This window comes from Microbacterium sp. TW_SC_2 (assembly GCF_055361165.1).
The window spans coordinates 418,679-441,457 of the sequence record NZ_CM143952.1; the positions used below are offsets into that span (position 1 = coordinate 418,679).

A 22,779-nucleotide genomic window follows, 5' to 3' on the forward strand; every position below is an offset into this window, starting at 1 on the left:
AGAGAAAGAACAGCACATGAGTATGACTCCCGAGCAGGCCGCATGGTTCCAGGGGACGTTCGGTCGGTTGGTGGACAACATCGACAAGGCGGTGCAGGGCAAGAAGGAGATCGTCGGGCTCGTGCTGGCGTCGATGCTCGCCGAGGGCCACGTGCTCCTCGAGGATGCTCCCGGCACCGGCAAGACCAGCCTCGCGAAGGCGCTCGCTGCGACCGTGCAGGGCACCAGTGCGCGCATCCAGTTCACGCCCGACCTGCTGCCCTCCGACGTGACCGGTGTCACGATCTACGACCAGCAGTCGCATCGGTTCGAGTTCCACAAGGGTCCGATCTTCGCCTCGATCGTGCTGGCGGACGAGATCAACCGCGCGTCGCCGAAGACCCAGTCGGCCCTCCTCGAGGTCATGGAGGAGTCGCGGGTGACCGTCGACGGCGTCACGCATGAGGCGGGTCGCCCGTTCCTGGTGATCGCGACGCAGAACCCGATCGAGCAGGCCGGCACGTACAAGCTCCCCGAGGCGCAGCTCGACCGCTTCCTGATCAAGACCTCGATCGGGTACCCGGACCTCGCCGTGACGGAGAGCATCCTGGCCGGCGCGTCCGACCGGAACCCCTCCGCGGGCCTCGGAGCGATCATCACGACCGGTGCGGTGGCCGACATGGCCGATCTCGCGGCCTCGGTGCACGTGGAGCCCGCGGTGCTGCGCTATGTGGCGGAGCTGTCCGAGGCCACGCGCGAGGACTCCGCGATCCGCCTGGGCGTCTCGGTGCGCGGCGCGATCGCGATGATCCGCATGGCGAAGGTCTGGGCGGCCGCCCACGGACGTCACTTCGTGCTGCCCGACGACATCAAGGTGCTGGCGCGGCCGGTGTGGCAGCACCGTCTGCTGCTCGACGCCGAGGCGGAGTTCGCGGGCACGAGCAGCGACACCGTGATCGCCCGCGTGCTCGACGCGGTCGCGGCACCCCAGGCCCGAGCCGCCGCCTGATGACCGCGGAGGCCCTTCAGACAGCACCCGCCCCGGCGGACCGCGATGCCGGATGGCGCGACATCGCGGCGCTCCTCGGCGCGCGCGTCCTGACGCGCCTCCGGCTGATCGCCTCGGCGATCCGTCCGCTGGCCTGGGTGCTCATGGGCCTCGCGATCGGTTTCTGGATCCTCGGACAGATCGCCGGCTGGTCGGAGTTCACGATCGCGGCGATCGTGATCGCGATCACGGTGGCGCTGTGCGCTCTGTTCCTGATCGGACGCACGGCCTACGACGTGTCGCTCGACCTCGCTCGCACCCGCGTCGTGGTGGGCGAGCGTGCGGTGGGTGCGCTGACCCTCGCGAACCGCGGAGCGCGGGCCATCCTGCCGTCGCGCGTCGTGCTGCCGGTGGGATCGGGCCGCGGGGAGTTCGGCATCCAACGCCTCGCCCCCGGAGACGAGGCCGAGGAGCTCTTCGCGATCCCCACGCAGAAGCGCGGCGTCGTGAAGGTGGGGCCGGTGAGCGTGGTCCGCGGCGACCCGCTCGGCCTCTTCGAGCGGGCGCATCGCCGCGACGAGCCGGTCGATCTGTTCGTGCACCCGCGGACCGTGCTGTTCGACGGGCAGTCGCTGGGCTACCTGCGCGACCTCGAGGGGATGCCCGCGACCGACCTCTCGCGCGACGACGTGTCGTTCCACGCCCTGCTCGAGTACCAGCCGGGCGACGATCTGCGTCACGTGCACTGGAAGTCGACCGCCCGCACGGGCACCATGATGGTGCGCCAGTACGAGGAGACCCGGCGCTCGCACTTCGTGATCGGGCTCTCGCGCTCCAGCGGGGACTACGCCTCGGATCAGGATTTCGAGCTCGCGATCTCGGCGGCAGGGTCCATCGGCCTGCGCGCGCTGCGCGACTCCCAGCGGGTCGACGTGCGGGTGCAGGGGCGCGAACTCCCCGCCGGCACCGGGAAGCAGCTGCTCGACTCGCTCGCCGGGCTCGAGGACAGCAAGCCCCGCGAGGGCGGGATCCCCGAGCTCGCCGGGATCGTGGCGGCCAAGATGCCGCTCGCGAGTGTCGTCGTGCTGGTGTGCGGTTCCCAGGTGTCGACGGACGATCTCCGCCTCGCCTGCTCGCGCCTCCCGTACGGTGCCCGCGTGCTCGCCGTCGTCGCCGACACCCGCGCCACCTCGCCGGCGCTGCGCCGTATCGGCGAGGCCGACGTCGTGACCGTCGGAGCACTCGATCAGGTTCCCCTCGCGCTCCAGAAGGTTCTCGCATGACCGATTCGTCGACGGCATCCGCCGTCCTCCCACTGCGTCGCTGGATCCTCGATCTCGGCGCCACCCTGCTCCTGGTGGGTCTCGCCCTCCTCGGCTTCTGGCCGACCTTCGCGGGGGGATCGTTCCTCCCTGCAGCGCTCGGAGGCATCCTGCTGGGTCTCGCGATCGCCGCCGTCGCGTTCTGGCGTCGCTGGGGCGTGCTCCTCATCGCGGGCCTCGTGATCGCGGCGTACTTCGTCTTCGGCGGTGCTCTCGCGCTGCCGCAGACCGCGATCGCGGGATTCATCCCCTCGCTCGACACGCTCCAGAAGCTCGCGGTCGGGCCGGTGACGGCGTGGAAGCAGCTGCTCACCACGGTGGCCCCGGTCTCGGCCACCGACGGCCACCTGATCGTGCCGTTCCTGCTGGGGCTCGTCGTCTCCACGGTCACGGCCTCGTTCGCGCTGCGCTTCGCTTCGGTCGCCTGGGCGCTGATCCCCGCGGGCGTGCTGCTCATGCTCGTGATCGCCCTCGGCACGCCGGAGCCCGCGTTCCCGCTCGTGCAGGGCATCCTGTTCGCGGTGGTCTCGATCGCCTGGCTCGCACTGCGCCAGATCTGGGCGCCGCAGAACGCCGCCATCTCGGTGGGCGACGTCGATCCCTCCCGCGCCTCGCACATGCGCACCCGTCGCCTGCTCGCGGGTGTCGCGGTGCTCGCGGTCGCCGGCGGCGCGGGCGTCGCGACCAACGCCGTCGCCGCGCCGACCGAGACGCGCCACGTCTTCCGCGACGTGATCATCCCGCCGTTCAACATCCGCGACTACGCCAGCCCCCTGCAGTCGTTCCGCAAGAACGTGCGCGACGAGGTCGATGAAGACCTGTTCACGGTGCAGGGTCTGCCCAAGGGCGCACGCATCCGCACCGCCGTGATGGACCAGTTCGACGGCATGGTCTTCAACGTCACCGACGGCGGCCCCACGTCGTCGAGCGCGTTCACGCCCGTGCGATCCGACATGGCGCCCGAGGCGGAGGGTGTGCCGGTCACGCTCAAGGTCGAGATCCAGGCGTACGACCAGGTGTGGATGCCGACCGCCGGGGTGCTGTCCGAGATCGATTTCACCGGCGATCGCGCAGAGGAGCTGCGTCGCGGCACCTACGTCAACACCGAGACGGGCACGGCGGTCGCCACCCCGAAGCTCACCACGGGCGACGAGTACACGGTCGATGCGGTCATGCCCGCGGCCTACAGCGACGAGCAGCTCGCCGAGGTCCCCTTCGGCAAGGTCGCGATGCCGAAGCCGAGCAATGTTCCGGAAGAGCTGACCTCGCTCGCCGCGGAGACGGTCTCGGGGGCCGAGACCGCGATCGATCAGGTCAGGGCGCTGGAGACCTTCCTCTCGGAGGACGGGTTCTTCAGCCACGGGCTCGAGGGGGAGGTGCTCTCGCGCGCCGGACACACCGCCGAGCGCATCTCGACGCTGATCGGCGGCGATCAGATGATCGGCGACGACGAGCAGTACGCGGTGGCGATGGCGCTGCTCGCGGGCGAGCTCCAGATCCCGGCCCGCGTCGTGCTGGGGTACTACCCCGACGAGGAGGACGCGGAGGCGGCGGAGTTCACCGCCACCGGAGACGACGTACACGCCTGGGTCGAGGTGAACTTCGAGGGGATCGGCTGGGTGACCTTCAACCCCACGCCCCCCGAGGACCAGGTGCCGAACGATCAGAACACGAAGCCCCGCGTCGACCCCAAGCCGCAGGTGCTGCAGCCGCCGCCCCCGCCGCAGGAGCCCGTCGACCTGCCCCCGACGCTGCCCGATGATCGCGAATCCGAGGACGAGAGCCTGAATCTCGCCGGCATCATCGGCGCGATCCTCGTGATCGGCGGGATCTCGCTCGCGATCATCGCGCTGCTCGCCTCGCCCTTCATCGTGATCGGCGCCTGGAAGGCGTCCAAGCGTCGCGCGCGTCGATCGGCGGCACGCACGGCCGACCGCATCAGCGGCGGCTGGGACGAGCTCACCGATCGCGCCGTCGACTACGGCGCCCGGTTGCAACCGGGCGGAACGCGCACGGAAGAGGCCACCGCCGTGGTCACCTCGCTCGCGGTGCCGCAGGTCGTCTCGCTCGCGGACCGCGCCGACGCCGAGGTGTTCGGCCCGACGGACCCGACGCCGGAACAGGTCGAGGCGTTCTGGACCGAGGTCGACGCGATCGTCGGCGGCCTCGGCAAGGACGCCGGGTTCTGGAAGCGCACCAAGGCGCGTCTGAGCCTGCGGTCGCTCCTGGGCGGATCGGCGATCTCGTCGGGCCTGCAGGGTCTTCGGGATGCCGCGACCGCGCGCATCCGCCGCGAACCTGGCACCATCGAGAGAAGCACCACGAGCACACCCGCCGCACCCGAGAGCGAGACCCCATGACGCAGCCCGCCGTCGCACACATCGCGCCGATCTCCCGTCGCGCGATCGGCTACGTCATCGACGCCCTCATCGCCTCCGGACTCGCGATCGTCCTCGGGGGCGGGTTGCTCGTCGCCGCCACGCTCGCCGGCGGCCTGGAGGGCATGCTCGCCACGCTCACGATCGGCGGTCCGCTCGTCTCGCTCGTGCTGCTCGGCTGGTTCGTCGTCTACACGATCATGCAGACCGGCAAGGGGTCGATCGGGATGCGCGCGCAGGGACTGCGACTCGTCTCGGCCGCCGATGAGGTCCCACTGAGCATCGGGCGCGCACTGCTGCGCAACATCATCTTCGGGCTCGCGGGGTCGATCGTGGTCGGCTACTTCACGCCGCTGTTCGACGGCTCCGGTCGATTCCAGGGCTGGCACGACAAGGTCGCGGGTTCGCTCATGCTCGACGCGCGCACGGCGGGGCCCGCGGCATCCGCCGCGAGTGCGGCTCCCGCGCCGTCCCCGGCGGTCACGCCCGGGTACCCCGCGGCGTCCGCCCGTGCGGCGGCCCCGGCCATCCCCGGCATCCCGCACCCCTCGGCGCCTTCCGGCACCGCGGCCCCGGCTCCCGCGTTCCCGGCGCCCGCCTTCCCCCCGTCGGTCGCACCGGCGATGCCCGCGTCCTGGCCCGCGACCCCGAACGTGCCGCCGGCCGCTCCCCAGGCGCAGCCCGCCGCGCCCGCCGCGACTCCGACGCCGACACCGCAGGCGGCTCCGGCCGCGCCCGCCGCGGACGCGGATTCGCTGATCGCCTTCGTCCCCGGCATCACGCAGGATGCGCCGCCCCCGCGCGCGACGGCGCCCGCGTCGAGCGGGACTCCCGTCGACGCGACGCTCCGCCAGACGCCCGAGGCACCGGCGCCCGCAGCACCGGCACCCGCAGCGCCCGCGTCGGCCGTCGCCTCGGCCCCCGCACCCGCTGCCGCGGAACCCGTCCTCCAGGAATCGGACGACATCGAGGACACGAAGATCAGCATCCCGGGTCACCGTCTCGTCTTCACGTGGGACGACGGCACCCGGGTGTCGGTGTCGCGCCGCACGATCTTCGGCCGCAATCCCGCCGCGGAGGAGGGCGCCATCATCGTCCCCGTGCGCGATGAGACGCTGTCGCTCTCCAAGACCCACTTCGAGGCCGCCGCCGAGCCCTCCGGGGGCTGGGTGCTCGACCGCCACTCCACGAACGGCATGACCCTCGTCCGCGACGGCCAGCGCATCGCGTGCCCCGCCGGACAGCGCGTGCCGGTGCGACTCGGAGACGCGATCGAGATCGGTGATCGCATCGTCACCGTCGGAGGCTACGCATGAGGCCCGCACTGATCGTCTCGACGGGATCGGCCACGCATCCCGGACTCCGGCGCGCGCTGAACGAGGACTCGCATCTCGCCAGTGCTCCTGTGTTCGTGGTCGCCGACGGCATGGGCGGTCACGAGGGCGGAGAGCGCGCGAGTGCCGCCGTCATCGCCGAGTTCTCCAGCTCGATCGGCCGGGCATCGCTCGAGCTGGACGATGTGCGGCTCGCGCTCTCGCGGGCCCGTGCACACGTCGAAGAGCTGTCGACCGCGGGCAACGGTCGCGCCGGCACGACCCTGAGCGGGGTCGTGATCGCCTCGGTCGACGGCATGGGCTACTGGCTCGCGGTCAACATCGGCGACTCCCGCACCTATCGCCTGGCCGACGGCGAGCTGGAGCAGATCAGCGTCGACCACTCGGTCGTGCAGGAACTCATCGAGTCCGGCGAGCTCACGGTGGAGGACGCCGCGACCGATCGACGACGCAACATCATCACGCGCGCGATCGGGGCCAGCAGCACGGGGGATGCCGACTACTGGCTGTTCCCCGCCGAGCTGGGCGACCGCATCATGGTGTGCTCGGACGGGCTCACCTCCGAGGTGTCCGACGCGCGGATCCACCAGGTGCTGCAGACCACCCCCGACCCGCAGAAGGCCGCCGACATCCTGGTCGATGACGCGGTCAGTGCGGGCGGACGCGACAACATCACCGTCGTCATCGTGGATGCCGTCTCGGTCGCCTCGCGCCCGGGCACGCTCCTCGAGACGGATTCCGACATCGACATGGACACGCGTCCGCGTGAATCCACAGCAGGAGGGGTTCGCTGATGCAGACGATCTACCGACCGGGACACTGGTACCTCATCGTGATCCCGGGGGCGCTGGTGGCACTGCCGCCCGACGTGCCCGGCGACGTGGTGACCCGGCTCTGGGAGCGGATGCCGGAGCAGAAGACCCTCGCGACCGTGATCGACGTGCTCACCTCGAGCGCGGGCGGCTCGTTCGCCGGGCTGCCCTCGTTCGTCGCGGCCGTGGCGGAGGGCTCCGACGTGCGCATCGCGCTGCGCGGTGACGTGCAGGCGCAGGTGCACGGAGCATCCGGCGACACGCAGGAGCTGACCGGCGTCGACGTCACGACCTGGAGCGAACGGTTCGTGAGCGATGCGAGCCGCATCGAGATCACGGTCGAGCAGGCGGAGTCCGACGTCGCCCTCCCGGTGCACAGCGGCGTGGTCCGCAGCGCCGGCGCCCAGGCGGAGCTGGAGTCCAGCGATGCCGATCCGCTCGCGGGAACCCTCGGCCCCACCCCCGTCGTGGTGGCCGCGGCGCCGGCGGCGCAGCAGCCCGTCACCGCTGACCTTCCCGACGTCGCGGACGCCCCGGAGTCCGCCGAGGCGCCCGCCGCGCCCGCGCCGGAGCCCGCCGAGGCCGCACCCTCCGCCGAGGTGCCGTCGCCGGCCGATGCACCCGATCGCGAGCTCGAGTCCGAGATCGAATCGGTCCTCTCCGTCGAGGTCATGGGCGGCGCCGACTCCGGAACCGACGACGCCTCCGAGGCATCGACGGATGCCGGGTCCGAGCCCGAGCCCGCCGCCCCGCCCGCGACGGACCCGGTCGTCACCGAGGCGCTCGACGAGATCGCGGAAGACGCCGCGGCCGCCGACCCGGCCGCCCCGGTCGAGGCCACGCTCGGAGCATCGGGGGAGACGCTGTCCGCCGATGAGGACTTCGATCAGCTCTGGGGTGCCACCGTGCACTCGGCCCCCTCCGCCGCGGCCCCCTCCGCCGCGGCCCCGCCCGTTCCGCCGATGCCCGCGCCCGCTGCTCCTGCCGTGCCCGGCGAGGGAGACCACGACGGGGCCACGATCTCGGCCGCCGAGCTGCGCCGCCTCCGTCAGCAGCCTCCGATCGCGAACGACGCGCCGACGGCCGTGCTGCCGGTGACGGATGCCGCGGTCGCCGGACGCATCCGGGTCTCCACCGGTCAGGTCGTCACGCTCGATCGCACGGTCATCATCGGGCGGCGCCCGCGTTCCTCGCGGGCCAGCGGTGCGAACATGCCGCACCTGATCGCGGTCGAGAGCCCGCAGCAGGACATCTCGCGCAGCCACCTCGAGATCCGCCCCGAGGGGGACACCGTCGTGGTGATCGACCTGCACACGACGAACGGCTCGACGCTGCTGCGCCCGGGTGCCGACCCGATGCGGCTGCACCCGGGAGAGCAGACGCTCGTGCTCTCGAGCGACGTCGTCGACCTCGGCGACGGGGTCACCGTCGTCTTCGAGGACCTCCCGTGAACAGGCGTCCCTCTCCGCCGCCTGAGCTGCCCGGCTTCACGTATGTGGAACCGCTCGGCACGGGTGGCTTCGCCGACGTCTTCCTCTATGAGCAGGAGATGCCGCGGCGTCGCGTCGCCGTGAAGGTGCTGCTCGCCGACCGGATCTCGAGCGGCGCGGCACAGGAGTTCGCCGATGAGGCGAACGTGATGGCGATGCTCTCCACGCATCCCGCGATCGTCACGATCTACCAGGCCGGCGTTGCCGGCGACGGGCGCCCGTACCTCGTGATGGAGTACTGCCCGCGTCCCAATCTCCAGTTGCGCGCGCGCAAGGAGCCGTTCTCGGTGGCCGAGGCGTTGCGCGTCGGCGTGCAGGTCGCCGGGGCCGTCGAGACCGCGCACCGTGCGGGTGTGCTGCACCGCGACATCAAGCCCGCCAACATCCTGGTCACCGAGTACAACCGTCCGGCGCTCACCGACTTCGGCATCGCCTCGACCACCGGCGCGACGGGGGAGGCTTCCGGGATGTCGATCCCGTGGTCGCCTCCGGAGTCCTTCGCCGAAGTGCCGCAGAGCGGTCCGCGCACCGATGTCTGGGCGCTCGGCGCCACGCTGTACACGCTGCTGGCGGGACGGTCGCCGTTCGAGCGTCCGGGCGAGCGGAACTCGAGCGCCGATCTGATCGAGCGCATCGAGCGCGCGGCCCTCACGTCCATCGGGCGACCGGACTCGCCGGCCAGTCTGCAGCGCGTGCTCGACCGCGCGATGGCCAAGAACCCCGACGACCGCTTCCCCAGTGCCGTCGCGTTCGCGCGTGCGCTGCAGAAGGTGCAGATCGAGCTGTCGCACTCGGTCACCCCCATCGACATCGTCGACGATCATCCGCCGGCGGAAGACCTCGACGACGACAACGACGGTCTCACGCGCGTCCGGGAGATCGTCAGCATCGACCCGGATCTCGGCTCCTTCACGCGTCCTTCGGCGACCACACAGCCCAAGGGTGCCGCCACGGTGTTCCCCGAAGTGCCGCGCTTCGATTCCCCGCAGGGGGCCGACGCCGTCGACGGCGCGACCCAGATGCGCGCACCCGTCCCCGCCGCGCCTCCCGCGTCATCCGCCGATGCGAGCACCATCATGCGACCTCCCATGGTGGTCTCCCCGGGATCCGCGGCCCCTGCCGCTCCCTCGTCGCCGGCGCCGCCGGTCGCACCCGCCGGCGGGACGACGGATCCGGCTGCGCCGCGCAGCCGGAAGGGACTGTGGATCGGACTCGCCGCCGCCGCCGTGGTGATCGTGGTCGGCGGGATCGTCGGCCTCAACGTGCTGGTCTCGGGCATCGAGACCGAACCCGAGACCACCGAGACCACCGAGCCGCAGGATGTGGTGCCGGACTTCGTGCCGAAGGTGACCGATCTGACGGGAACACGTCAGGGCGACCAGGCCGTCTTCTCCTGGGTGAACGCGAGCGCGCAGGAGGGCGACACGTTCATCTGGAACGTCGTCGATGTCGCCGGCACGGTCGATCCGCAGAACACCGAGGTCCCGCAGGCGCAGTTCACCGCCGGGAGCGGCACCGTCTGCATCGACGTCCTGCTGCGACGCGACGACGGGCGCGTCTCCGAGCCCGTCCGCGGGTGCGTCGACTGACGCGGCGACCGCGCGCGTCACCGCGTCCGCGGCCGGTATTTCGACGACACATCCACTGAGTAATCTTGACCACAGCCGCAGGCGGCGTGACGAATGCGGGGAGGCATCCGAGGGCATGATCTGGGAGATCGACGAGAAGGCGCAGGCGATCGAGGGTCTCGACGCCGCCGGGCGTCCCGACCCCGCGTACGCGGCCGCGCTCGGGCTGCTGCGCGCGCCGTTCGGTCGCCGCGCGCTCGCCGCGCTCATCGACGCCTCGATCTGGGTCGTGCTGCAGCTGCCGCTGTGGCTCGGCGCCGTGCCCCTGCTGCTCAAGTTCGCCACCGGCTCGATCTCGGCCTACGGTCTGATCAATCATCCCGACTTCGTGCTCGCGGTCGTGATGGCCTCCGTCACGACGCTGCTCAGTCTCGTCTTCGTCCTGGTGCAGTGGATCCTGCACGGGCGGAAGGGGATGACGATCGGCAAGGCCGTCGTCGGCATCCGCACGGTGAACGTGCGCACGCTGGAGCGCCCGAAGGCCGGTCCGGTGCTCCTGCGCTTCCTCCTCGTCGGCGTCTCCGGCATCGTTCCGCTGCTGGGGCCCGCCGTGCTGCTCCTCTCCCCGACCTTCGACCCCGACGGCCGGGGGCGGGGCCTGCACGACAAGCTCGCCCAGGTCTGGCTCGTCGACGTGCGGAAGGGGCTCAATCCCTACGACGAGAAGCGGATGCGCGTCGCCCGCAAGGTCGTGAAGGCAGAGCCGACCCCGGAGCGCGGGGCGCTGCCCTCTCTCGCCACGCCCCGCGATCCGCGCGCGCAGCCGGAGTACCGCCCGGGCAACCGGGTGAGTGCCGGCGTGCTCGGCGTCGCCCGGCCGTACGAGGCGAACGAGCGCCCGACTGTGGGGCTGCCGCCGGCGGCCGCTCCGACGGACGTCTCCCCGGGCGAGGCGGGGAAGCCGGTGCTCGGCGGCTACCGGATCGCCGACGCCGAGCGTCCGGCGGGGGGCGCCCTGTCCACGGCAGGGCCGGTCGCGCCCGCCGCGCCGACCCCTCGCGTGGCACCCGCACCCGCCGCTCCTGTCCCGACAGCCGCAGCCGCGCCCGCTCCCGTGCCGACGGCCGCACCCGCTCCTGTGCAGCCCGCCGTGGTGAAGGCGCCTGCCCCGCAGCCCGCGCCCGAACCCGCGGCGCCCGCGCGCCTCGGACTCCGCTTCGACACGGGCGAGAGCATCCTGATCGACGAACCCGTGCTCCTCGGGCGCAACCCCGATGCGACAGCGCACGCCGGTGCCCGAGCCATCGCGCTGACCGACGACAGTCGCTCCCTCTCGAAGACGCACCTGCACGTGCGTCCCGTCGACGGCGGACTCGAGGTCGTCGACTGCCACTCCACGAACGGGTCAGGGCTGATCCGCGACGGTGTGGAGTACAGCGCCGCGGCCGGCGCGCCGGTGACGGCGACGGATGGCGACATGATCCGGCTGGGCGACCGCGTCGCCGCCGTGATCCGGATGTGACCGATGGTGACCGACTGATGATGACCGCCGGCGAGCGCCGCGGGACCGGGGGAGAACGATGAGGCTCAAGCTGACCTTGCATCGCCAGGGCGGTGACCCCGTCGACATCGTGATCAAGACGGACTCCACCGCGACCGCGGGCGACGTCGCCCGCCACGTCGCCACGGCGGATCCGACGCGGTCCACGCCGGTCGCCGAGGGGGATGTGCTCACGCTCGCCGTCGCGCCCCCCACCGGCGAGCGGCTGATCCCGCTGCAGCCCGACGTGCCGATCGGCGAAGCCCCGATCGGCTCCGGCTTCGCGGCCTCCCTCGTCAACTACGGCCCCGACTACACCTTCGGCGGGCAGCGCGACGTCGTGGGTGTGCTGCTCGCGACCTCGGGCGCACTCGCGGGCCAGGAGTTCCCGATCGCCGCGGGCCCGGTCTTCCTCGGACGGGAGGCGGGCAACGACGTCGTCCTGGCCGATCCGATGGTCTCGAAGCGGCACGCGCGGCTCGAGGTCGGCACCCACATCGAGGTCGTCGACCTGAACTCCGCGAACGGCGTGCTCGTCGACGGCGTCGCGGTGCAGCGCGTCCGTGTCGAGGAGGGCGAGCCGTTCGTGATCGGGAGCACCACGCTCGTGCTGCGCCTGGCACGCTCCTTCGACGGCTCGGCGACCGAGGACCCGATCATCGAACGCGGCGGCGGCCTGCTGTTCAACCGCAGCCCCCGCGTCGAGGTGCGCTACCCCGGCACCCTGTTCAAGGTGCCGCGCCTGCCCACCGAGAAGATCGGGCGCATGTTCCCGTGGCCGATCCTGATCGCGCCGATCCTGATGGGCATGGCGCTGTATGCCCTGAACGGCAACCCCCGCTCGCTCCTGATGATCGTCATGACGCCGCTGATGGCGTTCGGCAACATCATCAACCAGGCGGCGCAGAGCAAGAAGGGCGAGAACCACGAGTTCCTCCTCTTCGAGCGCCAGTACGAGCAGCTCGAGGAGGACTTCTTCCACGGGAAGCCCGAGGAGGAGCGCGCCCGCAACGCGGAAGCCCCGCCGGTGGCCGAGGTCTTCGACCACGCCATGCGCCTGGGCCCGATGCTGTGGACGAGGAGACCGGAGCACTGGAACTTCCTGGGGCTGCGGCTGGGCAGCTGCCGGCTCCCGGCACGCAACAGGATCGACGATGCCGAGGCGCCCGACGGCCTGCCCGACTTCATCGATCGGGTCGACCGGTTGCGCGAGCGCTATCAGTACGTCGACGACGTGCCCGTGTTCGACACCTTCGCGGATGCCGGATCCATCGGCATCGCGGGTCCGCAGGGGCCGGTGGCCGACGCCATGCGCGGCATCGCCGTGCAGCTGTTCGGCCTGCACGCGCCGAACGACCTGGTCGCCGTGGCCTTCACGGACTCCACGTGGACACCCGAGCTGGACTGGCTCAAGTGGATGCCGCACACCTCCAGCGAGCGCAGCCCCTTCCGCGACATGGCCCTCGCGGACTCCGCTCCCACCAGTGCGGCGCTCCTGAGCACGCTGGAGGAGTACGTGTCGCGGGCCGCCGCGGCCGGCAGCGGCGAGCCCCGCGGTCCTTTCAAGGAGGACTGGAACCCGCTGCTGTACGGCACGGATGTGGCGCGCGCGGCATCCGAGCACAAGAGCACGCCCGCGGTGTCGGTGATCGTGTTCGTGACGAGCGACGCCCCCGTGGATCGTGGGCGGCTCACCGACGTGCTCGAACGAGGGGCTGACCACGGCGTGCACGCGGTGTTCGTCTCGCCCACGGTCGAGTCGTTGCCCGCCGTGTGCCGCAGCTACATCGACGTCACGACCGGGCTGGAGGACGCGCAGGTGGGCCTGGTCCGCAACGGCGAGAACTTCGAGCACGTGCGCGTCGACGGGGTCTCCAACGCCTACATGCAGATGCTCGCGCGACGGCTGGCTCCGGTGGTCGACGCCAGCACCGCGGTGCACGACTCCTCGGACATCCCGAGCGCGGTCATGTTCCTGCAACTGGTCGATCCGGCGATCGCGGAAGACCCGCAGGTCGTGATCGAGCGCTGGCGCCAGAACAACACGATCGTCGATCGCAGCCCCACGCCCCGTCCGCGGCTGAAGAAGTCCGGCACGCTCCGCGCGATCATCGGTCAGGGGCCGAGTGACGCGATGGCCCTGGACCTGCGCACGCAGGGCCCGCACGCCCTCGTCGGCGGTACGACGGGTGCCGGCAAGTCGGAGTTCCTCCAGGCCTGGGTGCTGGGCATGGCCGCCGCGCACAGCCCCGACCGGGTCACCTTCCTCTTCGTCGACTACAAGGGCGGCTCGGCGTTCGCCGACTGCGTCGAGCTGCCGCACTGCGTGGGGCTCGTGACCGACCTCAGCCCGCACCTGGTGCGCCGGGCGCTGACCAGCCTGCGCGCCGAGCTGCAGCACCGCGAGCACCTGCTCAACCGCAAGAAGGCGAAGGACCTGCTCGAGCTCGAGAAGCGCCAGGATCCGGAGTGCCCTCCCGCTCTCGTGCTCGTGATCGACGAGTTCGCGGCTCTCGCCTCCGAGATGCCCGAGTTCGTCGACGGCGTCGTGGACATCGCCCAGCGCGGTCGCTCCCTCGGCATCCACCTGATCATGGCCACGCAGCGCCCCGCCGGTGTCATCAAGGACAACCTGCGGGCCAACACCAACCTGCGCATCGCGCTGCGCATGGCCGACGAGGCCGACTCGCGCGACGTCGTCGACGACGGCATCGCCTCCACCTTCCCCGCCTCGATCCCGGGCCGCGCGATCGCCAAGACCGGTCCGGGACGTCTGGTGCCCTTCCAGTCCGCGTACGCGGGTGGCTGGACCGCGGATGACGACTCCGCGGCGGCCGAGGTGCGGGTGGCGGAGCTGCGCTTCGGATCCAGTGCCGAATGGGAGCCCGATCGCCCGGCCGAGTCGGATTCCCACCTCGAGGATCTCGGCCCGAACGACCAGAAGCGCATCGTGTCGACGCTCATCAACGCGGCCGACAAGGCGCAGCTCCTGCGGCCCCGGCGGCCGTGGCTCGACGACCTCTCGCCGCTGGTCGACCTGCAGGACCTGCCGAACGAGGGCGACACGCGCATCCCGCTCGCGCTCCTGGACGTCCCGGAGAAGCAGCTGCAGCAGGCGGGCGTCTTCCTGCCCGACCGCGACGGCTCGCTGGTGATCTACGGCACCTCGGGATCGGGCAAGTCCACCCTGCTGAAGACCATCGGCACCGCCGCGGGCATGCGACCGGACCTGGGTCGCGTGCAGGTGTACTGCCTCGACTTCGCCTCCGGGGCGCTGGGGGCGCTGTCGTCCCTGCCGCACGTCGGATCGGTCGTCGACGGCGGAGACGTCGAGCGCATCCAGCGACTCCTGCGCACGTTGGACGGCGAGATGGATCGCCGCGCCGCCGCCTTCTCGGCGGCCAGCGCCGCGAACGTCCAGGAGTACCGTGAGCTCGTCGACCCGCGGATGCCGCGCATCCTGCTGCTGATCGACAACTACCCCGAGTTCAAGAAGGACTGGGAGGTCGCGGCGGGCCGTGGTCCGTTCTACCGCATCTTCATGCGCATCCTCGGCGAGGGCCGCACGCTCGGTCTGCACACCGTGATCACGGCCGACCGCGGCAACGCCGTGCCCAGCGCGGTGGCCGCGAACATCTCGCGCCGCGTGGTGCTGCGCATGGGCGATCCGAGCCAGTACATGCTGCTGGGGGCGCCGCGCGACGTGCTCGACGACCAGTCGGGTCCGGGGCGCGCGATCGTCGACGGACACGAGGCGCAGATCGCCGTGCTCGGGGGCACGATGAACGTGGTCGAGCAGACCAAGGCCCTCGTCGCGCTGGGAGACCGGCTGCGGGCGGAGGGCGTGCGCGATCTCCCCGAGATCGGTGCGCTGCCGACCATGGTGCCCGTCGACGAGATGCCGGCGCAGGTCGACGGCATGCCGGTGTTCGGCGTGGCCGACGACACGCTCGCCCCGCACGGCTTCGAGCCGATCGGATCGTTCGTGATCTCCGGTCCTCCGGCATCCGGACGCACGAACGCCCTGAAGGCGCTCGTCGTCGCGATGGAGCGCTTCGACCCGACCGTCCGGATGTTCCACTTCGGCAGCCGTCGGGCCGAGCTGAAGGACTTCCGACCCTGGGTGCGCACCGCCACCAAGCCGGAGGACGCGAAGGATCTCGCCACGGAGCTGGCGGAGCTGGTCGTGAGCGATGCGACCAGCGGCCGCATCATGATCGTGATCGAGGACATCCCGCATCTGGCCGACGGTCCTGCCGACCGCCCGATGCGCGCTCTCCTGCAGGCCATGAACAACAGCGACCACCTGCTCATCGGCGAGGCCGAGATCAGCCGCGCGAGCGGCAGCATCGGTGTGCTCGGGGAATGGAAGACGGGACGTCAGGGCATCGTGCTCAAGCCCGACACCTACGACGGCGACGCGATCTTCAAGTCTCCGTTCGGCCGCGTCAAGCGGGCGGACTTCCCCGTCGGCCGAGGGATCTTCGTGCAGGCCGGCCGGGCCGTCACCATGCAGATGCCGTTCGTGGCGACGCCGCCGACTGATGGGTAGAGGTGCCATGGGTACTGCTCCCCGTTTGCCGGGGTGGCATTACGGGCTAACCTCGACTCAAGAGGCCGAAGCGGCCTGATGAAGACGAATTCGGGAGGCGGTTTCTCATGGCCGGACATGATTTTGGTGCAACCTATAGCGAGATGGAAGGCGCGGCTGCGCGACTCCGTGACGGACGCAGCAGCGTCACCGACACGCTGAAGGAGCTGCAGGGCGTCATCGATGACCTGGTGCAGGACGGCTTCAAGACCGAGAACGCCTCCGAGGCGTACTCCACGGCGTACGGTGAGCTGACCGCCTCCCTGGACGACGCGGCAGAGGCCGTGAACGACATGGCTCAGGCGCTCGACCGCATGGCGGACTCGATCCGCGACAAGGACGCCGAGCTCGCCGGCGGCTGATCCTCGCACGCGCAGAGGTCGTGGTGACGGTTCTCGGACCGACACCACGACCTCTGTCTTTGTCGGTGCGGCGCCGGGGGCGGCGCATAGAATCGGGAACATGAGCGGAGTGCAGAGCTGATGAGTGGTGGACAGCCCTACTGGTACAACCTGACGACCCAGTCCGTGGAGCGCGCGAACGAGCGCCCGTCGGAGGACACGATCGGTCCCTTCGGCACCGCGGCCGAGGCGGAGGAATCCCCTGCCGTGCTGCTGGAGCACGCCCGTGCCTGGCTCGAGAGCGAAGAGAGCGAGCCCTTCCGCGAGATGGCGGCCGAGGGCGACGACGGCATCGATCTCGTGTGACGGCGACGTCATGAGGGGGAGACGTCGCTGGGCGGCACCGATGCTCGTGGTGGTCGCCGTGGGGCTGGCGGCGTGCGCCCCGGCGCTGCCCGCGACCGTGATCGCCGGCACGAAGGTCACCGCGGGGTGGACGGGGGAGTTCACCTCGGCGAACGCCGCCGCGGCGCCGACGCCCGGGAACATCGACATCGCCGAGACCATCCGCGCCGACTTCGGCGACCTGGTCGACGGGGAGTTCGTCCCCGATGAGGGCTTCGGTGAGATCACGATCGTCAGCGACGACCCGTTCACGGTGAGCTACGACCTGGCCGAACCCGCGTGGTCCGACGACATCCCCCTCGACGCCGCCGATCTGCTGCTGGGATGGGCCGCGGGCTCCGGGTATCTCGAGCGCGGCGAGGGCGCCGAATCGGGCGGCGAAGGCCTCACGGTGCCGAGCGTCGACGAGTTCGCGCGCGCGATCGAGGTGACCTTCCCGCAGCCGGTGGTCGACTGGCAGCAACGCGTCACCGTCCCCGTGCCTGCGCACGTCGTGGGGCGCCTCGCGCTCGGGGTGGACGACGCGATGGAAGCCAAGCAGGCCGTCATCACCGCCATCCGTGACGACGACACCGAGGCGCTCGCCGCGATCGCCGAGGTGTGGAACACCGGCTTCGACATCCCGGACGACGGCGAGATCCCGGCCGAGCTGCTGATCTCCAGCGGTCCGTTCCGCGTGACTGAGGTCGCGGATGCGGAGCAGGGGCAGAGCGTGACGCTCGTCCCGAACGCGGCCTACCGCGGCCCCGTGACGCCGCAGGTCGCCGAGATCGATCTCGTTCCCCCGGGCGAGGACCCGATCGCATCGATCGGGGGAACCCTCGACGTGCTGCAGGTCGCCCCGGCCACCGTCAACCGCGAGCGCATCAACGAGCTCGAGCGCAAGGACTTCGCGGTCAGCACCTCGAACGACGGCACGGTCTGGGCGGTGCTGCTGAAGCCCGCGGGCATCTTCACCTCCGCGACGGCGCGTGCGGCGTTCATCCGCGCGGTGCCCGCGAGCGCCCTGGTCGAGCGCGGCGGCGGCGTGTGGGCCTCGGCGTACACGCCGAGCTCGTCGATGGTGTCGGCGCCCGGCTCTCGCGCCTACGACATCGTGAGCGAGGACTCGGGGTTCGCCACGGCCCTCGGGTCTCCCGGCGAGGATGCGGCGCTGGAACGTGAGGCCGCTGGCGTGACCGCGGGGGCCCAGGTGTGCGTGCTCTACGACCGAGCCAGCGAATTCGCCACCGGGGCGTTCGCGGCGCTGCGCGATGCCGCGCGCGAGGCCGGATGGGCCGCGGTCGACTGTGCGAGCGACGACCTCGACACCGCGATCGGGGCGGGAGGCTGGGATGCCGTCATCACCCGGGTGGCCGTCCCGCAGAGCACCGCGCAGCTCACCGCGCAGTGGGGGAGCCAGGGGCAGTCCTCGATCACGGGCCACCCCGACCCCGAGCGGGATGCCCTGATCGCGCAGCTCGCGCAGACCGATGACATCTACGCGGCCAGGGAACTGCGTGCCCAGATCGAGGCGAGCATCGTCCGCGCCGCCGTCGCGCTGCCCCTCGCCATGAACCCCCGGGTCACGATCGTCGACAAGGACGTCACCGGCATCGCGCCCCGCAACGGCGCGGCGGGAGCACTCACCTCGGGGGTCACGCAATGGGCGGTCGTGCCGTGAGCGCCGCCACCTGGGCAGTCCTACCCGTGCGGTCCGTCGTCGTCGGTGGCGCGCACCTCGTAGAGTCATCTGTGGAGGTGGAGCCGTGGGGATGATGTTGCCGAACGAGCTGATCTGGGTCATGGAGAAGCTCGGCTTCGAATGGCCGGATATCGACGAGGACGAACTGCGTCGAGGGTCCGAGATGGTGCGGGTCTTCCGCGACGATCTCGAGACGAAGATCCAGACCATGGACCGCAAGGTGAACGGCGATCTCGCCCAGGCGATGCGGGGTCAGGCGGGTCCCTCCTACGTGGGGGCATGGAACGCCAACCGCTCGCAGAACCTCGAGAAGCTGCTCGACATCCTCGGGCCGGCGCCGACCGGCATCAACATCGCAGCCGATGCGGTCTTCGCCCTCAAGATGAAGGTCATCGCCGACGTCACGACCACGATGATCGCCCTGGTCGCCATGCTCACGAACCCCATCACCGCGGTCGGGGCGGGTCCGATGCTGCTGATCAAGAAGAGGCTGCTGAACGCGGCCGTCGACATCGCGATCGAACAGGTGCTGAACCAGGTGCTGCCGATGGTGATCGAGCCGCTCGTGGAAGAGCTTCCCGGAGTCATCATGGCCGCGCTGGAATCGCCGATCGTCGAGGCCGTCGCCGGAGATCCCGATGAGTTCTACGCAGACCTGCAGGCGCTCGAGCAGGCCGAGGGCGAGATGGAGCAGCACGCCGCCGACGTCGAGACGCTGACCGAACGATTGATGTCGGATCTATCGAGTCTGAACATCGGGGGAGACTGACATGGGAATCGGAAGCAGTGTCATCCGGCCGCTCAGGGACGCGCTCGACGGCATGCCCATCCACGTGCGGCAGCTCTCGGAGATGTTCCGCAAGCACGGCCAGAAGCAGAATCGCAACAACGCCGGGGTCACCGACCTCGACGGCACCGATGTGCCGCAGTCGCTGCGGGACGGATGGCGCACGGACTCCTGGCACACGCCGAACCGTGTCGTCGACGCGGGGCGGCAGAACCGCCCGTACCCGGGCGAGTACCTCGATGCGGACTACATCCAGCAGCACATCGATCAGTTCGGCGATGGAGCCACGCGCTTCTACCGGGCCGACAGCCTCGCCACGTACGGACCGGGGAACAACGGGACGACCTTCGTGTTCCCGACCTCCGAGATCGACACCATCATCACGCAGGCGAACGGCGATCCGCAGAGGCTCGGCGTCATGCTCGGGCTCGGGGAGAACTTCTTCGTCGACGGCAACGGGAACGCGGTCGACATCGTCCGTGCCGACTTCTCCTACGAGGACATCACCAACGGGAATCTGCGGATGCCGCAGGGCACCGAGGCCGGGGCGAACGCGCAGTGGATTCCCGGCGGGTACCTCCCGGAGGGCATCCCCGAGGCGGTGTTCGACGTCTCCGATATGGGAACCGGAAATTACACGCAGTTCTATGTCGAATAGCCTCACGTCCGCCTCGTTCGCACTGTCCCGTCGGCTCGGTCGCCGCGAGGGCTCGCGATGACGGGCGTGCTCTACCCGCAGCAGTTCGAGTTGAGCCGTCTCGAGGCGTCCGGCGAACCGCCGTACCTCGATGTCGATGACGCGCGGCAGCGGTACGACGCGGGTCAGAGCATCCGCGTGGTGCCCGAGGGGAATCCGCCCGCATGGTTCCTCCTCGTGTCGCCGAAGCGGCACCGTTTCCTCGTGACCTACTACGCGGACAGCAGGACTCCTCTGCGTGAGGTGACCTGGGAGGAGGACGGAGACGGCCTGCTCTGCCGCCGGATCATCGACCTCTTCTACCCGGACGGCGACCCGGCGGGGCGCGTCCCGTACGCCCAGGTCCTCTCGGTCACCCAGCAGATCTCCGCCGACGGCGTGGTCGAGGCGACGCTGGCCTCCCCGATCGGCGACGACGATGTCCGGGAGGCCTCCGGCGTCTCCCTCGCGGAGTACCGATCGGCGCTGCCCGCTTTCGGCGAGTGGGAGCCGATGCTCGCGGCCGGCGCGCCGCCGACACGGGACCGCTTCGGGCTCGAGGCCATCGATGCGGCGCTCGCCCGTCTCGACGACTGCGTCGCGGGAGATGCACCGGGAACGAGTGACGAGCTCGCGCATCCGGCCGACGGGTGGCGCGTGTCCGCCGGCTCCGGCGACATCGTGAAGACGGTCGACGGAGTCCTCTCCGGTGTGCCGTCGCACCTCGGGGTCCCCGTGATCGACCGGGGCGCGGCGCGCGTCCTGCCGCTCGCCGCACAGGCCGATCCGCGGGCCGGGGGGCGAGACACGCAGGAGGAACGCCGGCGCATGGCGGTGCTGGCCGCGGACGTGGGGGATGCTCTGGAGTACCGCGAGGGGCGTGGCATCCGGGTCGACCTGGACCGCGGCGGCGATGACAGCGTCGGGTCGTACGTGTCGGCGTTGCGCGACGCGGCCGCCGAGCGAGCGGACTACTGGGCGTACGGCCCGGATCACGCGGTCCTGCTGGTGTGGACCGGCGAGGAGGATGCCGGCACCCTCGCCCTCGCGGTGCACCTCGTGCCGGCGGGCTGGATCATCGAGCGACGTGCGGCCGCAGCCGTCGACGGGATCGACCTGAGCTGGTCGATCGCGCAGGTGCGCGGACCGCAGGGAGCGCCCGCGGGGCCGGATAGTCTGGGGAGTACTCGAGGAGAGGGCAAGAGCTCATGACAGGTGCATTCGGGAACGTCGGCGTGGTCGCGGTGCCGCGGGTCTACGGTGCGAGCGAGCTCGGTGTGCTCTCCCTGACCGCGCCGGGCGCGGCGCATCCGCGCGTGGAGTACATCGGCGGCGAGCTGTTCGTCGGACTCGACGAAGCGGGCGCAGCCGTCACCCAGGGCCAGGTCGAGGGGTCGACGCGGCCGTTCGCCGACATGGTGGCCGCGTCGGTCGCCTCGGCAGGTGCACTGCCGGATCCGGTCGAGGGCGTGATCATCGTCGAGGACGAGACGATCGCCGCCGCCGTGCTGGTCGATCGTGCGCGCGCCGCGGCGGCTCCCCTGGAGGGCGACCCCGTCGTGTTCGCGCTGTCGCGGGAGCGCTTCGTGATCCTCGGCGCCGAGGACGAAGCCGGTGTCGGACGCGTGCTGGATCTGGCCGAGTCCCTGTACGAGGAGGGCGGGCCGCTGGTGAGCATCCACCCGATCGTCCTCACCGCTGACGGATGGGCCCCGTTCCGCTGGTTCGACCGGTTCCCCGCCCTCGAGCTGCGCATCCAGCGGGCGCTCCGCCTGTTCAGCGTGCGCGCCTACGAGGCGCAGACGGTGGCGTTGCAGCGTCCGGACGTGCACATCGCCGACCCCAAGATCCACGTGCGCGAAGACGGCGTCACGCTCACGTTCGCCGCCTGGCCCCAGGGCACGGCGACGCTGCTGCCCGTGGTGGACAACGTGATGGTCGCCAACCCGTCGGGGGCGATCAGCGTGACCACGATGGACGAGTTCCTCACGGCGGCCGGCGACGCCGTCGTGCGCACCGGTCTGTCGCCGGTGCGCTACTTCGTGCCCGGCAAACCGCCCCGCTGAGCGCACGGGCGTCCGGCGCTCGGCACTGCCACCCGCTGAGGGTGGGCTGTTCTCCCCATCGCGCACCCCGCCCGCTGCTCGCTAGCGTCAGGGGTGGAGGTGGTCGCAGTGGGAATGATGCTGCCGAATGAGCTCATCTGGATCATGGACAAGCTGGGTCTCGAATGGCCCGACATCGATGAGGACGAGGTGCGCAAGGCTGCCGTGTATGTGCGCGGGTACCGCGACGACATGGAGACGCTCGTGCAGACGGCCGACCGTCGCATCAACGGCGAGCTGGCCGCTGCGATGCGCGGAGAGACCGGCACGGCGCACGTGACGGGGTGGAACCGCAGCCGTTCGGAGAACGTGCAGCAGCTCCTCGACGTGCTCGGTCCGGCCGCCGTCGGCATCGACATCGCCGCCGACATCGTGCTCGCGCTGAAGGTGAAGGTGATCGCCGACGTCACGATCACGCTCGCACAGCTGATCCCGCTGCTGGCAGCGGGTCCCTTCGGAGCGGGTGGGGCCGCCGTGCTCATCCTGGCGCGCAAGAAGCTCTTCTCCATGGCGATGGAGATCACGCTCGAGAAGGTCATCGACGAGGTCCTGCCCCTCGCGATCGAGCCGCTCGCCGAGCAGGTGCCCGTGCTGGTCATGGCACTTCTCGACGCACCGATCGTGGAGGGCACCATCGGCGACACCGACGAGTTCTACGCCGACCTCGAGGCCCTCGACCAGGCCGCGGACGACATGGACGCACACGCCTCCGACGTGGAGGAGCTCACCGATCGGCTGCTCGCCGACATCGCCAACCTGCAGATCTCGGGGGACTGACC

The 22,779-nt window shown here is 70.9% G+C and carries 17 protein-coding genes; all 17 read left to right on the forward strand.

Annotation, left to right across the window (positions count from 1 at the left end; genetic code table 11):
• The first annotated feature begins 16 nt into the window (after positions 1 to 16).
• The 17 genes from ACWA14_RS02005 (at position 17) to ACWA14_RS02085 (ending at position 22,777) form a co-directional block, all read left to right on the forward strand.
• The gene (locus tag ACWA14_RS02005) at positions 17 to 988 is read left to right on the forward strand and encodes an AAA family ATPase (protein ID WP_463795787.1); all 972 of its coding nucleotides are present in this window, start codon (positions 17 to 19) and stop codon (positions 986 to 988) included.
• Positions 988 to 2,250, forward strand: a complete 1,263-nt coding sequence (locus ACWA14_RS02010) for a DUF58 domain-containing protein (RefSeq protein WP_463795788.1) — start codon at positions 988 to 990, stop codon at positions 2,248 to 2,250. Before ACWA14_RS02005 ends, ACWA14_RS02010 begins: the two co-directional genes overlap by 1 nt.
• Positions 2,247 to 4,649: a transglutaminase TgpA family protein gene (locus tag ACWA14_RS02015; protein ID WP_463795789.1), complete on the forward strand. Its 2,403-nt coding sequence runs from the start codon at positions 2,247 to 2,249 to the stop codon at positions 4,647 to 4,649. Before ACWA14_RS02010 ends, ACWA14_RS02015 begins: the two co-directional genes overlap by 4 nt.
• A complete protein-coding gene (locus ACWA14_RS02020; protein ID WP_463795791.1) occupies positions 4,646 to 5,983 on the forward strand; it encodes an RDD family protein in 1,338 nt (445 codons plus the stop codon). The genes ACWA14_RS02015 and ACWA14_RS02020 overlap by 4 nt, the downstream gene beginning before the upstream one ends.
• Entirely contained in the window at positions 5,980 to 6,795 is an 816-nt protein-coding gene (locus tag ACWA14_RS02025; protein WP_463795792.1) for a PP2C family protein-serine/threonine phosphatase, read from the forward strand. The genes ACWA14_RS02020 and ACWA14_RS02025 overlap by 4 nt, the downstream gene beginning before the upstream one ends.
• The gene (locus tag ACWA14_RS02030) at positions 6,795 to 8,264 is read left to right on the forward strand and encodes an FHA domain-containing protein (protein WP_463795793.1); all 1,470 of its coding nucleotides are present in this window, start codon (positions 6,795 to 6,797) and stop codon (positions 8,262 to 8,264) included. The genes ACWA14_RS02025 and ACWA14_RS02030 overlap by 1 nt, the downstream gene beginning before the upstream one ends.
• Positions 8,261 to 9,892, forward strand: coding sequence for a serine/threonine-protein kinase (locus ACWA14_RS02035; protein WP_463795794.1), 1,632 nt, complete (start codon positions 8,261 to 8,263; stop codon positions 9,890 to 9,892). Before ACWA14_RS02030 ends, ACWA14_RS02035 begins: the two co-directional genes overlap by 4 nt.
• Before the next feature lie 115 nt (positions 9,893 to 10,007).
• Positions 10,008 to 11,393 carry an RDD family protein gene (locus ACWA14_RS02040; RefSeq protein ID WP_463795795.1) on the forward strand — a complete coding sequence of 462 codons (1,386 nt, stop codon included), beginning with the start codon at positions 10,008 to 10,010 and terminating at the stop codon, positions 11,391 to 11,393.
• Positions 11,394 to 11,451: 58 nt separating this feature from the next.
• A complete protein-coding gene (locus tag ACWA14_RS02045) occupies positions 11,452 to 15,963 on the forward strand; it encodes an FtsK/SpoIIIE domain-containing protein (protein WP_463795796.1) in 4,512 nt (1,503 codons plus the stop codon).
• A 107-nt stretch (positions 15,964 to 16,070) separates the two neighbouring features.
• Positions 16,071 to 16,364 carry a WXG100 family type VII secretion target gene (locus ACWA14_RS02050; RefSeq protein WP_463795797.1) on the forward strand — a complete coding sequence of 98 codons (294 nt, stop codon included), beginning with the start codon at positions 16,071 to 16,073 and terminating at the stop codon, positions 16,362 to 16,364.
• Between the two features lie 120 nt (positions 16,365 to 16,484).
• Positions 16,485 to 16,709 carry a hypothetical protein gene (locus ACWA14_RS02055; protein ID WP_463795799.1) on the forward strand — a complete coding sequence of 75 codons (225 nt, stop codon included), beginning with the start codon at positions 16,485 to 16,487 and terminating at the stop codon, positions 16,707 to 16,709.
• A gap of 10 nt (positions 16,710 to 16,719) precedes the next feature.
• The gene (locus ACWA14_RS02060; RefSeq protein ID WP_463795800.1) at positions 16,720 to 18,411 is read left to right on the forward strand and encodes a periplasmic substrate-binding domain-containing protein; all 1,692 of its coding nucleotides are present in this window, start codon (positions 16,720 to 16,722) and stop codon (positions 18,409 to 18,411) included.
• 91 nt (positions 18,412 to 18,502) lie between these two features.
• Positions 18,503 to 19,201, forward strand: coding sequence for a WXG100-like domain-containing protein (locus tag ACWA14_RS02065; protein ID WP_463795801.1), 699 nt, complete (start codon positions 18,503 to 18,505; stop codon positions 19,199 to 19,201).
• Between the two features lies 1 nt (position 19,202).
• Positions 19,203 to 19,877, forward strand: a complete 675-nt coding sequence (locus ACWA14_RS02070) for a hypothetical protein (protein ID WP_463795803.1) — start codon at positions 19,203 to 19,205, stop codon at positions 19,875 to 19,877.
• A gap of 57 nt (positions 19,878 to 19,934) precedes the next feature.
• Positions 19,935 to 21,107: a hypothetical protein gene (locus ACWA14_RS02075; RefSeq protein ID WP_463795805.1), complete on the forward strand. Its 1,173-nt coding sequence runs from the start codon at positions 19,935 to 19,937 to the stop codon at positions 21,105 to 21,107.
• Entirely contained in the window at positions 21,104 to 21,961 is an 858-nt protein-coding gene (locus tag ACWA14_RS02080) for a hypothetical protein (RefSeq protein ID WP_463795806.1), read from the forward strand. The genes ACWA14_RS02075 and ACWA14_RS02080 overlap by 4 nt, the downstream gene beginning before the upstream one ends.
• A gap of 99 nt (positions 21,962 to 22,060) precedes the next feature.
• The gene (locus tag ACWA14_RS02085; protein ID WP_463795807.1) at positions 22,061 to 22,777 is read left to right on the forward strand and encodes a WXG100-like domain-containing protein; all 717 of its coding nucleotides are present in this window, start codon (positions 22,061 to 22,063) and stop codon (positions 22,775 to 22,777) included.
• Positions 22,778 to 22,779: the final 2 nt, after the last annotated feature.